This window comes from Variovorax sp. UC122_21, from assembly GCF_044056785.1.
Lineage (GTDB): Bacteria > Pseudomonadota > Gammaproteobacteria > Burkholderiales > Burkholderiaceae_C > Variovorax.
The window spans coordinates 2,253,381-2,267,745 of the sequence record NZ_CP172004.1 but is presented as its reverse complement, the minus strand read 5'-3'; the positions used below and the strand labels follow the sequence as shown (position 1 = coordinate 2,267,745).

At 69.9% G+C, this 14,365-nt stretch carries 7 protein-coding genes and 7 pseudogenes; 3 read left to right on the top strand and 11 right to left on the bottom strand.

What is annotated here, in order from left to right; translation table 11 throughout:
* Nucleotides 1-57 precede the first annotated feature (57 nt).
* The 3 genes and pseudogenes from ACHMXE_RS23065 (at nucleotide 58) to ACHMXE_RS23055 (ending at nucleotide 1,743) form a co-directional block, all read left to right on the top strand.
* Nucleotides 58-741: an AraC family transcriptional regulator ligand-binding domain-containing protein gene (locus tag ACHMXE_RS23065; RefSeq protein ID WP_395351502.1), complete on the top strand. Its 684-nt coding sequence runs from the start codon at nucleotides 58-60 to the stop codon at nucleotides 739-741.
* Nucleotides 684-1,109: a helix-turn-helix domain-containing protein gene (locus ACHMXE_RS23060; RefSeq protein WP_395351500.1), complete on the top strand. Its 426-nt coding sequence runs from the start codon at nucleotides 684-686 to the stop codon at nucleotides 1,107-1,109. Before ACHMXE_RS23065 ends, ACHMXE_RS23060 begins: the two co-directional genes overlap by 58 nt.
* Nucleotides 1,110-1,159: 50 nt before the next feature.
* Nucleotides 1,160-1,743, top strand: a pseudogene (locus ACHMXE_RS23055) (GbsR/MarR family transcriptional regulator).
* A gap of 140 nt (nucleotides 1,744-1,883) precedes the next feature.
* On the opposite strand, the gene cydX reads toward ACHMXE_RS23055, so the two are convergent.
* From cydX to ACHMXE_RS23000, 11 genes and pseudogenes are all read right to left on the bottom strand, one after another.
* Nucleotides 1,884-2,033: a cytochrome bd-I oxidase subunit CydX gene (gene cydX / locus ACHMXE_RS23050; RefSeq protein WP_057595803.1), complete on the bottom strand. Its 150-nt coding sequence runs from the start codon at nucleotides 2,031-2,033 to the stop codon at nucleotides 1,884-1,886.
* Between the two features lie 21 nt (nucleotides 2,034-2,054).
* Nucleotides 2,055-3,210: pseudogene (cydB, locus tag ACHMXE_RS23045) on the bottom strand (cytochrome d ubiquinol oxidase subunit II).
* Nucleotides 3,207-3,935, bottom strand: coding sequence for a cytochrome ubiquinol oxidase subunit I (locus ACHMXE_RS23040; protein WP_395352765.1), 729 nt, complete (start codon nucleotides 3,933-3,935; stop codon nucleotides 3,207-3,209). Before ACHMXE_RS23040 ends, cydB begins: the two are co-directional and overlap by 4 nt.
* Nucleotides 3,935-4,572 (bottom strand): annotated as a pseudogene (locus ACHMXE_RS23035) (cytochrome ubiquinol oxidase subunit I). Before ACHMXE_RS23035 ends, ACHMXE_RS23040 begins: the two are co-directional and overlap by 1 nt.
* Nucleotides 4,573-4,870: 298 nt before the next feature.
* Nucleotides 4,871-6,587, bottom strand: a pseudogene (locus tag ACHMXE_RS23030) (amino acid ABC transporter ATP-binding/permease protein).
* Nucleotides 6,584-8,270 (bottom strand): annotated as a pseudogene (cydD, locus tag ACHMXE_RS23025) (thiol reductant ABC exporter subunit CydD). The pseudogenes ACHMXE_RS23030 and cydD overlap by 4 nt, the downstream one beginning before the upstream one ends.
* A gap of 155 nt (nucleotides 8,271-8,425) precedes the next feature.
* On the bottom strand, nucleotides 8,426-9,547 hold the full coding sequence (locus ACHMXE_RS23020) for an acyltransferase family protein (protein WP_395351497.1): 1,122 nt from the start codon (nucleotides 9,545-9,547) through the stop codon (nucleotides 8,426-8,428).
* 78 nt (nucleotides 9,548-9,625) lie between these two features.
* On the bottom strand, nucleotides 9,626-10,588 hold the full coding sequence (locus ACHMXE_RS23015) for an NAD(P)H-dependent flavin oxidoreductase (protein WP_395351495.1): 963 nt from the start codon (nucleotides 10,586-10,588) through the stop codon (nucleotides 9,626-9,628).
* A 156-nt stretch (nucleotides 10,589-10,744) separates the two neighbouring features.
* Nucleotides 10,745-12,536: pseudogene (locus tag ACHMXE_RS23010) on the bottom strand (acyl-CoA dehydrogenase).
* Nucleotides 12,537-12,609: 73 nt separating this feature from the next.
* The gene (locus tag ACHMXE_RS23005; RefSeq protein ID WP_395351493.1) at nucleotides 12,610-13,542 is read right to left on the bottom strand and encodes an electron transfer flavoprotein subunit alpha/FixB family protein; all 933 of its coding nucleotides are present in this window, start codon (nucleotides 13,540-13,542) and stop codon (nucleotides 12,610-12,612) included.
* Nucleotides 13,543-13,556: 14 nt separating this feature from the next.
* Nucleotides 13,557-14,305: pseudogene (locus tag ACHMXE_RS23000) on the bottom strand (electron transfer flavoprotein subunit beta/FixA family protein).
* Nucleotides 14,306-14,365: the final 60 nt, after the last annotated feature.

Genomic DNA, 14,365 nt, shown 5'->3' with positions numbered 1-14,365 from the left:
AGAAAACGTCAATCGACGGCCCGGCGCGTCCCGTGTACGGTCGAATCGCCCTCCTCCATGCTCCAGCCGCCCGTCACCATCCCGGTCGCCTTCGTCGAAGGCATGCTCTCCGGCATCCGCGCCCGCGGCGCCGCCGCGCCCATCGACATCGACCGGGCGCTGGAAGACGCGGGCGTGCCGCCGCCGCTGCTGTCCGAGCCGGGCGCGCGCGTCACGGCCGAGCAGTACGTGGCGCTGTTCGCGCTGCTGATGGACCGGCTCGACGACGAGTCGCTGTGCTTCCTGAACGCGCCGGATGCGCCGCGGCAGCCTGGCGCTGATCGCGCGCTCCACGCTGGCGCCCCCGATTTCGGCCATGCGCTGCGCCGCGTGGCCCACACCTTCAGCCTGCTGCAGGACGACCTGCGGCTGGTGCTGCTGCGCGAGGGCGAACTCGCGGGCTTCGGCATCGCGATCGAGAACCCGGCGATCGGCCACCAGAACTTCCTGCACGAGCTGATGCTGCGCGTGTACTGGCGCCTGCTGGCCTGGCTGCATGGCGGACGGCTGGCGGCGCGGCGCTTCGACTTCGGCTTCGCGCTGCCGCCCTACGCGGCTGGCTATGCCAGGTGTTCCCGGGCACCTTGCGCTTCGGCCAGCCCTGCTCGGCCGTGTGGTTCGACGCCGAGGCACTGCGCACGCCAATGCACCGCGACGCGCATGCGATCCGCGACTTCCTCGCGGCCTCGCCCGGCAACGTGATCCTGCCGCGGCTGGCCGAGCAGCCCATCAGCGCCCGGGTGCGCGAGATCCTGCAGCAGAAGCGCCCGGCCTGGGCCGACCTCGCGACCGTGGCCGCCTGCCTGCACATGTCGGTCAGCACCCTGCAGCGCCACCTGGCGACCGAGAGCACCTCGTTCCAGGCGCTCAAGGACCAGCTGCGGCGCGACGTGGCGATCGTGCGGCTGGCCACCAGCGCGGTGCCGCTGGCGGCGCTGGCCGCGGAGCTGGGCTTTGCCGACAGCGCGGCCTTCCAGCGCGCCTTCAAGACCTGGACCGGCGGCGCGCCGGGCTCGTACCGGCGGCGCGTGGCCGCGGCGGGCGGTGGCGATTCCCTGCCGGCGCCCTGAGTTTTCAGAAGGTTCCGGAACCACCGCAAGGCCCGGGCGACAATCGCCCCATGCCTCCCACCTCCGACCTGCCCCCGCTCAACCGCCAGTTCGTCGCCCATTTCGGCGAGATGGGCAGCAAGTGGGGCATCAACCGCACCGTCGGCCAGATCTACGCGCTGATCTTCCTCTCGGAACGTCCGCTCAATGCCGACGAGATCGCCGAGCTGCTCGAGTTCTCGCGCTCCAACGTGAGCATGGGCCTGAAAGAGCTACAGGCCTGGCGCCTGGTGCGCCTGCGCCACCAGCCCGGCGACCGGCGCGAATACTTCGAGGCACCGTCGGACGTGTGGGAGATCTTCCGCGTGCTGGCCGAGGAGCGCCGCCGCCGCGAGATCGAGCCCACGCTCTCGATGCTGCGCAACGCCCTGCTGAGTCGCCCCACAGCGAGGCCGAGCGCCATGCGCAGGAGCGCATGCGCGAGATGCACGACCTGATCGACCGGCTGATGAAGTGGTTCGACGACGTGCAGCGGCTGTCGCCCGAGACCGCGATGCAGCTCATGGGCATGGGCTCGACCGTGACCAAGGTGCTGACGCTCAAGGACCGGATCACGGGGGGTGCATCGAGGAAGAAGAAGCCTGCGACAGATTGAGGCTGTCGAATACGGGGACAAGGACGCGAAGGACGCAAAGATTCCGCGAAGGTCGCGAAAGAAGACATTTGAAATTTCTTCCTTGACCCTTTTGCGTTCTTCGCGAAACCTTCGCGCCCTCTGCGTCCGGCTGTCCGCTTTCAGAGCCTTTCCTGCCCCTCCGGCGTTTCAGGCATCTCGAATTTCTCCTTGCGGATGGCGTCGTCGGCCATCAGCTCGAACCACATCGCATTGAGCACCGCGAAGGCGGCCGCCAGCGGCAGGCCGAGGATCCAGGCGAAGTACCACATCGTTCTTTTCCTTCCTTGCAATCAGTACGCGTGACCGCGTTCCTCGCGGGATCGCCTTCTCGTCGACCTTGCCCCACAGCACGTGGTAGACCCAGGTCGTGTAGGCCACGATCAGCGGGATGAAGATGGCCGTGACCACCAGCATGATGAACAGCGTGAGGTGGCTCGAGGACGAGTCCCACACGGTGAGGCTGGCGCGCGGATCGATCGAGGACGGCAGGATGAACGGGAACATCGAGGCGCCCACGCTCAGGATGATGCCGGCGATGCCGAGCGCGCCGGCCAGCAGCGCGAGCAGTTCGCGCCGCAGCGCGAGCCCGACCAGTGCCAGCAGCGCGCCCGCGAAGCCGGCCACCGGCGCGGCCAGGGTCCAGGGGTGGGCCGCGTAGTTCGCGAACCAGGCACCGGCCTGCAGCTCGACCGACTTGAGCAGCGGGTTCGAGGGCCCCACGGTGTCGACCACGCTGGTGATGCGGTAGCCGCCGACGGCCGAGGCCATCCAGAAGCCCGCCGCCGCGTAGAGCACGATGGTGGCGACGGCCGCGACCATGCCGTAGCGGCGCGAGCGCTCGGCCACGGGCCCGGCGGTCTTCAGCTGCAGCCAGGCCGCGCCGTGCATCGCCATCATCGCCACCGACACCAGCCCGCACAGCAGCGCGAAGGGGTTGAGCAGGCCGAGGAAGCTGCCGTCGTAGTGGATGTGCATGTCGGTCGCGAAGCGGAACGGCACGCCCTGCAGCACGTTGCCCACCGCCACGCCGAAGATCAGCGCGGGCACCAGGCCGCTGAAGAACAGTACGCCGTCCCAGCGCGCGCGCCATTGCGGCGACTCGCGCTTGCTGCGGAACTTGAAGGCCACCGGCCGCAGGATCAGCGCCGAGAGCACGACGAACATCGCGAGGTAGAAGCCCGAGAACGAGACGGCGTAGAGCTGCGGCCAGGCCGCGAACACCGCGCCGCCGCCGAGGATCAGCCAGACCTGGTTGCCTTCCCAGACCGGGCCCACGCTGTTGATGACGAGCCGGCGCTCGACGTCGTTGCGCGCTGCGAACGGCAACAGCATGCCGCTGCCGAGGTCGAAGCCGTCGGTGACGGCGAAGCCGACCAGCAGCACGCCGATCAGCGCCCACCAGATGAAGCGCAGGGTGTCGTAGTCGAGGAGTGTGTGGAGGATCATGCGGCGCTCCCGGTGGTCGAGACGGCGTGGGCGGGCGGAACGTGCGAACGCGCGTCGCCCTCGTCGGGCGAGTGCTCGGCGACCGGCCCCTTGCGGATCGCCTTGACCATCAGCTTGAGCTCGATGACCAGCAGCACGGTGTAGATGGCGACGAAGCCCGCGAGCGTGAACAGCACCGACTTGATGCCGATGTTCGAGACCGCCACCGCGGTCGGCAGCACGCCCTCGATCACCCAGGGCTGGCGGCCGAACTCGGCCGCCAGCCAGCCGGCCTCCGCCGCGATCCATGGCAGCGGGATCGCGATCACCGCGGCCTTGAGCAGCCAGCGGTGGCGGTCCAGCGTGCGGCGCGCCGACAGCACGGAAGAAGGTGCCGGTCGAGAAGGATCAGCAACATGCCGATGCCCACCATGATGCGGAACAGCCAGAACAGCGGCGCCACCTGCGGGCACCGTGTCCCAGGCCGCCTTGGCGATCTGCTCGTCGGTGGCCTGGCGCGGATCGTCCACGTAGCGCTTGAGCAGCAGCGCATAGCCCATGTCGACGCCGTTGTTCTCGAAGGCGTCGCGCACGCCCTGCGTGACCGGCTTGCCGCCGGCCTCGCGGATCTTCTGCAGCGCGTCGTAGGCCTTGATGCCCTCGCGGATGCGAGCTTCGGCGCGCTTCACGAGCTCGTCGATGCCCGGGATCACGGTGCTGAGCGAGCGCGTGCCGATCAGCCCCATCACGCCCGGGATGTGGATCGCGTAGTGGGTCTCGCGCGCCGGCCTGGTCGGGAAAGCCGAAGGCGGTGAAGGCCGCGGGCGCGGGCTGGGTCTTCCCACATGGCCTCGATGGCCGCGAGCTTCATCTTCTGGTGCTCGGTCGAGAGGTAGCCGCTCTCGTCGCCCAGCACCACCACCGACAGCGAGGCCGCGAGGCCGAAGGAGGCGGCCACGGTCATCGAGCGCTTGGCGAGCTCGATGTGGCGCCCTCAGCAGGTACCGGGCCGAGATGCCCAGCACGAACACCGCCGCGCAGACATAGCCGGCCGACACCGTGTGCACGAACTTGGCCTGCGCCACGGGGTTGGTCAGCACGGCGGCGAAATCGGTGACCTCCATGCGCATGGTCTGCGGATTGAAGGCCGCGCCCACCGGGTTCTGCATCCAGCCATTGGCGATCAGGATCCACAGCGCCGAGAAGTTGGAGCCGATGGCCACGGCCCAGGTGGTGGCGAGGTGGCCGACCTTGGAGAGCCGGTCCCAGCCGAAGAAACAGGCCGACGAAGGTCGCCTCCATGAAGAAGGCCATCAGGCCTTCGATGGCCAGCGGCGCGCCGAAGATGTCGCCCACGTAGTGGCTGTAGTAGCTCCAGTTCATGCCGAACTGGAACTCCATCACCACGCCGGTGGCGACGCCATCGCGAAGTTGATGCCGAACAGCACGCCCAGAATTTCGTCATGTCGCGCCAGATCACGCGGCCCGTCATGACGTAGACGGTCTCCATGATCGCGATGACGACCGAGAGGCCCAGCGTCAACGGGACGAAGAGGAAGTGGTAGAGCGCCGTGACGGCGAATTGAAGTCGCGACAAGGCGACGATGTCGGGTCCATGATGGCTTCCTTGGTGTTCCCTGTGTTCTTCGTGGTGGAGTGGTTGGCGTGGCTTCGGTGTCGTTCAATCGGCGCGCAGTTGCCGCAGTGCCTGCTCGAAGGCCTCGCTGCCGCGCCGCAGGTCGGCGACGACACGGCCGTCCTCGATGCGCAGCAGCCGGTCGGCGAGCGCGGCCTCGCGGCGCAGGTGGGTGGCGATCACGAGCGTGCGGCCCTCGGCGTGGCGCGCGAGGCGCTGCAGCACGTCGTGCGCGACCCCGGCGTCGAGCGCCTCGGTGGGCTCGTCGAACAGCCACAGCGGTACCCGGGCGCAGGAACAGGCGCGCGAGCGCGAGGCGGCGCGACTGGCCGCCCGAGAGGCCGAGGCCGCCTTCGCCGAGGCGCGTGGACAGACCGGCCGACAGATCGCGCACGTCGTCGGCCAGGCCCGCGGCCTGCAGCACGGCCCACAAGTTGTTCGTCGTTCGCGGCGGGATCGGCCAGCCGCAGGTTGTCGCGCAGCGTGTCCTCGAACAGTTCGGTGCGCTGAGTCAGCAGGCAGCACGGCTGCGCGGCCACCTCGCCGCGGCGCGGCGCGAGCTCGCCCGCGATCACCGAGAGCAGCGTCGACTTGCCGCTGCCGCTGGGGCCGACGATGGCGACGCGCTCGCCTTCGGCGATGGTCAACGACAGGTCTTCGAGCGCGGGCACGGGCGCTGGCGCGGTGGAAGGCCTCGATGGCGTCGAGGCGCAGCGCGAGCGATGCGTCCTCAGGAAGCCGGGGCGCGATGGGCGTGTCTTCCTGCGCCATGCGCGGCGCCAGGCGACGCACCGCGAGCCAGGTGCGGCCCGCGTCGAGCGCGCCGCGGCGCAAGGCCGCGAAGGGTTCGAGCGCGGTGAGCGCCACGAGCAGCGCGCAGAGCGCCGCGGCGGGTGCGCCGATCGCGCCCTCGCCCACCAGCGCCGCCACCGCGAGCAGCACCGCCACCAGCGTGAGCGTGCCCGCGCCGCCGTATGCCAGGCCGGCCGTGCTCTCGAGCCGGTTGAGCGCAAGGTCGGCACGCGCCAGCCGTTGGTCGGCCGCGGCCAGCGCCTCGCGCTGTGCATCGAGGCGGCCGGCCATCGCCAGTTCGGTCTGGCCGGCCACCAGGTCGGCCGCGCGCTCGCGCAGGGTTTCGATGGCGCGCGCGCGCGGCCGGCAGGGCGGGACGGCGCGCGCGGCGCGACACCGCGAAGGCCAGGCCCAGCCGACGGTCACGAGCCAGGCCGCGAGCGCCGCGCCCATCGCGGCCTGCATCGTGCCGAGTACCACGCCAGCCAGCAACGCGGCGCCGAGCGCGGCGGCGGCCGGCACCAGCAGGCGCAGGTAGAGCGACTCGAGCGCATCGATGTCGCTGGTCAGCCGGAACAGCAGGCGCGCCGGACGCAGCGCCAGCGCGCGTGCCGCCTCGGCCCGCGCCCAGCCGCGAAACAGCCGCACGCGCAGCGCGGCCAGCGCGCCGAAGGTGGGCATCGTGCGTGACCAGCCGTTCGCCGTAGCGCGAGGCGGTGCGGCCCAGCGCCAGCAGCCGGATACCGGCCGAGGGCGCGAACACGTCGAAGGTGAAGGCCGTGGCCGCATGCAGGCCCGCGAGCGCGGTGGCGGTGATGAACCAGCCCGAGAGCCCGAGCAGCGCCATGCCCGTGAGCACGGTCACCGCGGCCAGCAGCGCGCCCCAGCGCAAGGCGCGCGACTGGGCCGCGAAGAAGGGGCGCAGCACCAGGCGCAATTCGCCGGCGTGACGTTGCGTGTTCGGCTTCATGCGGCCTTCTCCGCGGCATCGGCGCCGAGCTGCACGACGCGGTCCAGGCGCGCGGCCAGCGCGGGGTCGTGCGTGGCTACGATCATCGTGCGGCCGCGCGCGAGCGCGAGCAGCGCATCGGCCACGCGCCGCGCGGTCTCGGTGTCGAGGTGGGCGGTGGGCTCGTCGACCAGCAGCAGGTCGGCCTGCGGATGGACCGCGATGCGCGCCAGCGCGAGGCGCACGGCCTCGCCGCCCGACAGGCCCAGGCCGCCCTCGCCCAGCGCCGCGCCCCGGATGCGCCTGCGCGACGTGCTCGAGTTGCGCGAAACGCATCGCGGCTTCGACGCTGAGCGCGTCGAGCGCGCGGCCCAACGCGACATTGGCGGCGACCGGGCCCGCGAACACATGCGGCCTCTGGCCCATCCAGCCGATGCGCGCACGCAGCGCGGCGGCCGTGCGGTCGTTCATCGGCACGCCGCCGATCAGGATCTCGCCCTGCTGCGCCGGCACCAGGCCCGCGAGCAGCGACAGCAGCGCGGTCTTGCCGGCACCGCTGGCGCCGGCCAGCGCGATGTGCTCGCCCGCGGCGACGCGCAGCTCGCAGCCTTCGAACACGCGGCGCGATTCGCCGGGCCACGCGAAATGCAGGTCGTGCACGACCACCGAGGGCGCGGCGTTCGACGGCTGCACCGAGACCAGGTGCATGTCCGGCGCGTGGGCGCCCGGCAGCGGCAGCGCCTCGCGCCGCAGGCCCTCGAGCGCTTCGAGCGCGGCCTCGCCCGCCGCGCGGTCGTGCCACACGGCCGAGAGTTCGCGCAGCGGTTCGAAGAAGGCCGGCGCGAGCAGCAGCACGAACAGGCCCTGGCCCAGGCTCAGCGGCCCGTTCCAGGTGCCGAAGCCCAGCGTGCCCAGCAGGTGGAAGCCGACGTAGACCGCGACCATCGCCACGCCCAGCGCCGAGAACAGCTCGAGCACGGCCGAGGACAGGAAGGCGATGCGCAGCACGGCCATGGTGCGTTCGCGCAGCGACTGCGCCGAGTCGGCGAGCCGCGCCGCCGTGGCATCGACCGCGCCGAGCGCGCGCAGGGTCGCGAGGCCGCGCAGGCGATCGAGCAGGAAGGCGTTCATGCCGCCCATCTGCACCATCTGCGCCTCGCTGGCCGCCTTGGCGCGCCAGCCGACGATGGCCATGAACAGCGGGATCAGCGGCGCCGCGAACAGCAGCACCAGCGCCGCCACCCAGGTCTGGCTCGCGACCGCGGCGAGGATCGCGAGCGGCACCACGGTGGCGCGCCAGCGCGCGGGCTGGTAGCGCACCAGGTACGGCACCAGCGCCTCGGCCTGCTCGGCCAGCGCGCTCGCGGCCAGGCCCGAGGGCACGCGTCCGCGGTCGAGCGGCGACGCACCGGCCAGTGCTTCCGCGGCCTGGGCGCGCAAGTCCGAGAGCCGAGCGCGTGCCCGTCCGAAGGTGCGCCGCGCGCCCCAGGCTTCGCAGCCGGCGCGCAGCCAGCCGAACAGGAGGATGCCGAGCGCGGGCCACAGCACCGCGGCCAGCCCGCCGCCATCGGCCAGCGCCTGCACCGCCCCCGCCAGCAGCGCCGCCTGCGGCAGCCACAACAGCGCGGCCGCGCCCTGCACCACGCCACCGATCTCCGGCCGGGCCAGGGCACGCAGGGGTCGACGGTGGGCGGAAGGGTTCATCTGTTTTTGATTTCGTGAATTTTCAGTATTTACTGAAATTTCCACAATGATACCGAAAACCTGACCGGACAGCGAGCACGGCGAAGCCTGCTCGCTTCGGCGGGCAGGCGCAAGTCAACGAAGGAACGCGTCCGGCCAGAGCGGCCGGCGGGATGTCAGTGCGAGACGACGATGCCGCTGATCAGCAGCCCCGCGAACAGCGCGGCGACGGCGCGCCACGAGGCCGGCCGGGCCTCGACCCAGCGGTACAGGAGCGCGGCCGCGGCGATCGACAGGCCGAAGGTCGCGAGCATGCCGAGCCCGTCGATCCAGGGCGCGTGCGGCCCGAGCCGCACCACCGCGGCATTCACCGCGAGCAGCACCGGGAAGTGGATCAGGAACAGCGAATAGGACATGCGCCCCAGCCGCTGCAGCGCGACCGCCGCCAGCGGCCAGCGCGGCGGCGACAGCCACTGCCGGCGCTGCGCCACCGCGATCAGCAGCGCCGTGACCAACGCGGTCGCGATGCGGCTACGCCATTCGAGCGCCAGCGCGCCCGTGCCCACCAGCAGCAGCAAGGCGACCGCGCTCTGCCAGGTGCTCGCGCGCGTGGCGCGGCCGATCCAGAACACCAGCATGCCGAGGCCGTAGGCGCCGAAGAAATAGAAGGCGGTGTCGTCGAGCTCGGACTCGCGGTTGAACAACGCCAGCGATGCGACGGCCACGCCGAGCACCAGCGCGACCGCGAGCCAGCGCCGGCGCCTGGCCTCGCCGGGCCGCGCCGCCTGGTCGGCCGGGGGCGCGAGCAGCGCCGGCAGGCCGATCAAGGTGAGCGCCAGCGCGAACAGCTGGAAGTCGATCGCCACGTACCAGACGCCGGTGGACAGCGCCTCGTAGCCCAGCAGGTCCTGCAGCAGCAGCCCGTGCGCGAGCAGCTGGCCGATGCTCGGCGAGGCCGGCACGAGGTCGGCGTCGAGCCAGGGCCGCACCGCGGCTGCCACCAGCACGCAGACGGTGAGCGCGGCGAGGTAGGGCATCACCAGCCGGCCGTAGCGCTGGAAGATGCGCACGAACGGGCGGTCGATGCGCAGCAGCCCGTCGGGCGCGAGGCTGGCCGCGGCGAGGAAGCCGGCGATCACGAGGAAGATCTGGACCGCGAGCCGACCGTCGTTGGCCAGCCAGCCCAGGAAGTCGGGCGCGAGCGGGAAAGCGCCGGCGGGCATCGGCCCGTAGCGCGAGAGGTGATGCCCGACGATCACCGCGCACGCGAGCCCCTTGGCCGCGTCGAGCAGCGGCATGCGCTCCCGCCGCGCGGCGGGAGCAGCTGCGGCTGTCGCCGCGGGTGCCGGCAGGTCGTGCACGCTAGGAACGCGTTCTCAAAGCGCGAGCCGCTGGCGAGCCTCCTGGTATTCGCGCTTGAGCTTCTCGATGAAGACGCCGGCGCTCGACACCTCGCTGATCGCGCCGATGCCCTGGCCCGAGCCCCAGATGTCCTTCCAGGCCTTGGCCTTGCTGCCCTCGCCGCCCGAGAAGCTCATGGTCTTCACGTCGCCCTCGGGCAGGTTCGCCGGGTCCATGCCGGCGTTGACGATGCTGGGCGCGAGGTAGTTGCCGTGCACGCCGGTGAACAGGCTCGAGTAGACGATGTCGTCCGAAGTGCCCTCGACGATGGCCTGCTTGTAGGCGTCGCTCGCGCGCGCTTCCTCGGTGGCGATGAAGGCGGTGCCGATGTAGGCGAAGTCGGCGCCCATGGCCTGCGCCGCGAGCACCGCGCCGCCGGTGGCGATCGAGCCCGACAGCGCGACGGGTCCGTCGAACCACTGGCGGATTTCCTGGATCAGCGCGAACGGGCTCTTGATGCCCGCGTGGCCGCCGGCACCGGCCGCCACCGCGACGATGCCGTCGGCGCCCTTCTCGATCGCCTTCTGCGCGAACTTGTTGTTGATCACGTCATGCAAGGTCACGCCGCCGTAGCTGTGGACCGCGTCGTTGACGTCGGTGCGCGCGCCCAGCGAGGTGATGACGATCGGCACCTTGTACTTCACGACCATCTCCATGTCGTGCTCGAGGCGGTCGTTGCTCTTGTGCACGATCTGGTTGATCGCGAAGGGCGCGGCGGGTTTGTCCGGGTTGGCCTTGTTGTAGGCCGCGAGCTCCTCGGTGATCTCGATCAGCCACTCCTCGAGCTGCGCCGCGGGCCGCGCGTTGAGCGCCGGCATCGAGCCGACCACGCCGGCCTTGCATTGCGCGATCACGAGCTTGGGGTTGCTGATGATGAACAGCGGCGAGCCGATGATCGGCAGCGGCAGGTTCGCGAGCACGGGGGGCAGTTTCGACATGGTCGTTGTCTCAGGGGTTGTTGAATTCGGGAGCGGACAGCCGGACGCGGAGGACGCGAAGATTCCGCGAAGTGCGCAAAAGCAAAATCAAATTTTGATTTCTCTTTCGCGTCCTTTGCGTAACCTTTGCGACCTTCGCGTACGGAAGTCCGGATGTCAGAAGGCCTCGAGCGCCAGCGCGTTCACGCTCTCGGCGCCGTCGACGATGCTGTCGCGCAGGCCCGGCGCCTTCGCGAGGATGTGCTCGGCATAGAAGCGCGCGGTCGTGATCTTGGCCTGCATGAAGTCGACGTCGACGTTGTGCGAGGCCTGGTCCTGCGCCACGATCAGCGAACGCGCCAGCTGCCAGCCGGCCACCAGGTTGCCCGCGAGCATCAGGTAGGGCACGCTGCCCGCGAACACCGCGTTGGGCGAGGCCTTGGTCTGGCCCGCGACGAAATCCACCACCTCGACGAAGGCCTCGCGCGCGGCCTTCAGGCGCTTGAGCACGGCCTTGGCGGCGGCGCTGTCGCTCTTCGCGAGCTCGGCCTCGGTCTTCTCGATCTGCGCGGCGATGGCCTTGGCGGTCTGGCCGCCGTCGCGCGCGGTCTTGCGGCCCACGAGGTCGTTGGCCTGGATCGCGGTCGTGCCTTCGTAGATCGTGAGGATCTTCGCGTCGCGGTAGTACTGCGCCGCGCCGGTCTCCTCGATGAAGCCCATGCCGCCATGCACCTGCACGCCCAGCGAGGTCACCTCGAGGCTCATCTCGGTGCTGTAGCCCTTGACCAGCGGCACCATGAATTCGTAGAAGGCCTGGTTCTGCTTGCGCGCGTCGGCATCGGGATGGTGGTGCGCGGCATCGTAGGCCGCGGCGGCCACGCTGGCCATGGCGCGGCAGCCTTCGGTGTAGGCACGCATGGTCATCAGCATGCGCTTCACGTCGGGGTGATGGATGATCGCCGCGCTCGCATTGATCGAGCCGTCGACCGGGCGGCTCTGCACGCGCTCCCTGGCGTAGGCCACCGCATGCTGGTAGGCGCGCTCGGCGATCGCGATGCCCTGCATGCCCACCGCGTAGCGGGCCGAGTTCATCATGATGAACATGTACTCGAGGCCGCGGTTCTCCTGGCCCACGAGGTAGCCGACGGCACCGCCGTGGTCGCCGTACTGCAGCACCGCGGTCGGCGAGGCCTTGATGCCCATCTTGTGCTCGATGCTCACGCAGTGCACGTCGTTGCGCGCGCCCGGCGAACCGTCGGCGTTCAGCAGGAACTTCGGCACCACGAACAGGCTGATGCCCTTCACGCCCTCGGGCGCGCCGCTCACGCGCGCCAGCACGAGGTGCACGATGTTCTCGGCCATGTCGTGCTCGCCGTAGGTGATGAAGATCTTGGTGCCGAAGACCTTGTAGCTGCCGTCGGGCTGCGGCTCGGCGCGGCTGCGCACCAGCGCGAGGTCGCTGCCGGCCTGCGGCTCGGTGAGGTTCATCGTGCCGGTCCACTGGCCGCTCACGAGCTTCTCGAGGTAGGTGGCCTTGAGCTCGTCGGAGCCCGCGGTCAGCAGCGCCTCGATGGCGCCGTCGCTGAGCAGCGGGCACAGCGCGAAGCTCATGTTCGGCCGAATTGAGCATCTCGCCGCAGGCGGCGCCGATGGTCTTGGGCAGGCCCTGGCCGCCGAAGTCGGCCGGATGCTGCAGGCCCTGCCAGCCGCCCGACACGTACTGCGCGAAGGCGTCCTTGAAGCCGGCCGTGGTCGTGACCTCGCCGTCCTTGAACGACGAGGGATTGCGGTCGCCCGCGACGTTGAGCGGCGCGATCACGTCCTGGTTGAAGCGCGCGCATTCCTCGAGCACGGCCTGCGCGGTCTCGAGGCCGGCGTCCTCGAAGCCGGGCAGCCTGGCGATCTCGCCGATGTTGGCCAGGTGCTCGATGTCGAACAGCATGTCCTTGAGGGGGGCGGTGTAGCTCATCTCATGTCTCCCGATACTGCGGATGTAAAAGGGCATCGCGAACGATGCCCTGTGGCTTAACGCATGGAGGCGATCAGAGCGCCTTGACCAGTTCCGGCACGGCCGTGAACAGGTCGGCCACGAGGCCGTAGTCGGCCACCGAGAAGATCGGCGCTTCCTCGTCCTTGTTGATCGCGACGATCACCTTCGAGTCCTTCATGCCGGCCAGATGCTGGATCGCGCCCGAGATACCCGCTGCGATGTACAGCTGCGGCGCGACGATCTTGCCGGTCTGGCCCACTTGCCAGTCGTTCGGCGCGTAGCCCGCGTCGACCGCGGCGCGGCTGGCACCGAGGCCCGCGTTGAGCTTGTCGGCCAGCGGGGCCATCACCTCGGTGAACTTCTCGGCGCTGCCCAGGGCGCGGCCACCCGAGACGATGATCTTGGCGGCCGTCAGCTCGGGGCGTTCGCTCTTCGTGACCTCGCGGCCCACGAAGCTGCTCTTGCCGCTGTCGGCCACGCCTTCGGCGGTTTCGATCGCTGCGCTGCCACCGGTGGCGGCTGCGGCGTCGAAGCCGGTGGTGCGAACGGTGATGACCTTGGTGGCATCGCTGCTCTGCACGGTGGCGATCGCATTGCCCGCATAGATCGGACGCTCGAAGGTGTCGGGGCTGTCGACCTTGGTGATGTCGCTGATCTGCGCGACATCGAGCTTGGCGGCGACGCGCGGCGCGACGTTCTTGCCGTTGGCGGTCGAGGGGAACAGGATGTGGCTGTAGTTGCCGGCGATGGCCAGCACCTGAGCCGCGACGTTCTCGGCCAGGTTCTCGGCGAGGCTCGGGCTGTCAGCGGCGATGACCTTGCTGACACCGGCGATCTGCGCAGCGGCCTTGGCGGCTTCGGCCGCGTTGGCACCGGCCACGAGCACGTGGACGTCGCCACCGCAGGCGAGCGCGGCGGTCACGGTGTTGAGGGTGGCCGGCTTGATGCTGGCGTGGTCGTGTTCGGCAATGACGAGTGCGGTCATGTTCGTTGTCTTCCTCAGATCACTTTGGCTTCGTTCTTCAGCTTGTCCACCAGGGTCGCCACGTCGGGCACCTTGATGCCGGCGCCGCGCTTCGGCGGTTCCGAGACCTTCAGAGTCTTCAGCCGCGGCTTGACGTCCACGCCGAGGTCCTCGGGCTTGAAGGTGTCGAGCTGCTTCTTCTTGGCCTTCATGATGTTGGGCAGCGTGACGTAGCGCGGCTCGTTCAGGCGCAGGTCGGTCGTGATGACGGCCGGCAGCGTGAGCGAGACGGTCTCGAGACCGCCGTCGACTTCGCGCGTGACGTTGGCCTTGTCGCCTGCGACTTCGACCTTCGAGGCGAAGGTGGCTTGGGGCAGGTCGGCCAGCGCGGCCAGCATCTGGCCGGTCTGGTTGGCATCGTCGTCGATCGCTTGCTTGCCCAGGATGATGAGCGAGGGCTGTTCCTTGTCGACCAGCGCCTTGAGCAGCTTGGCGACGGCCAGAGGCTGCAGCTCTTCCGAGGTCCGACCAGGATGCCGCGGTCGGCGCCGATGGCCATCGCGGTGCGCAGGGTTTCCTGCGACTTGGCGTCACCGCACGAGACGGCGATGACCTCGGTCACCACGCCCTTCTCCTTCAGGCGCACGGCCTCTTCGACGGCGATCTCGTCGAAGGGGTTCATGCTCATCTTGACGTTGGCGATGTCCACGCCCGTGCCGTCGCTCTTGACGCGCACCTTCACGTTGTAGTCGACGACCCGTTTGACAGGCACAAGAACCTTCATTGACTTGACTCCATTGGGATTGCAAAAAGGGGGCTCTGAGAGCAACCGGTCATTTTAGGA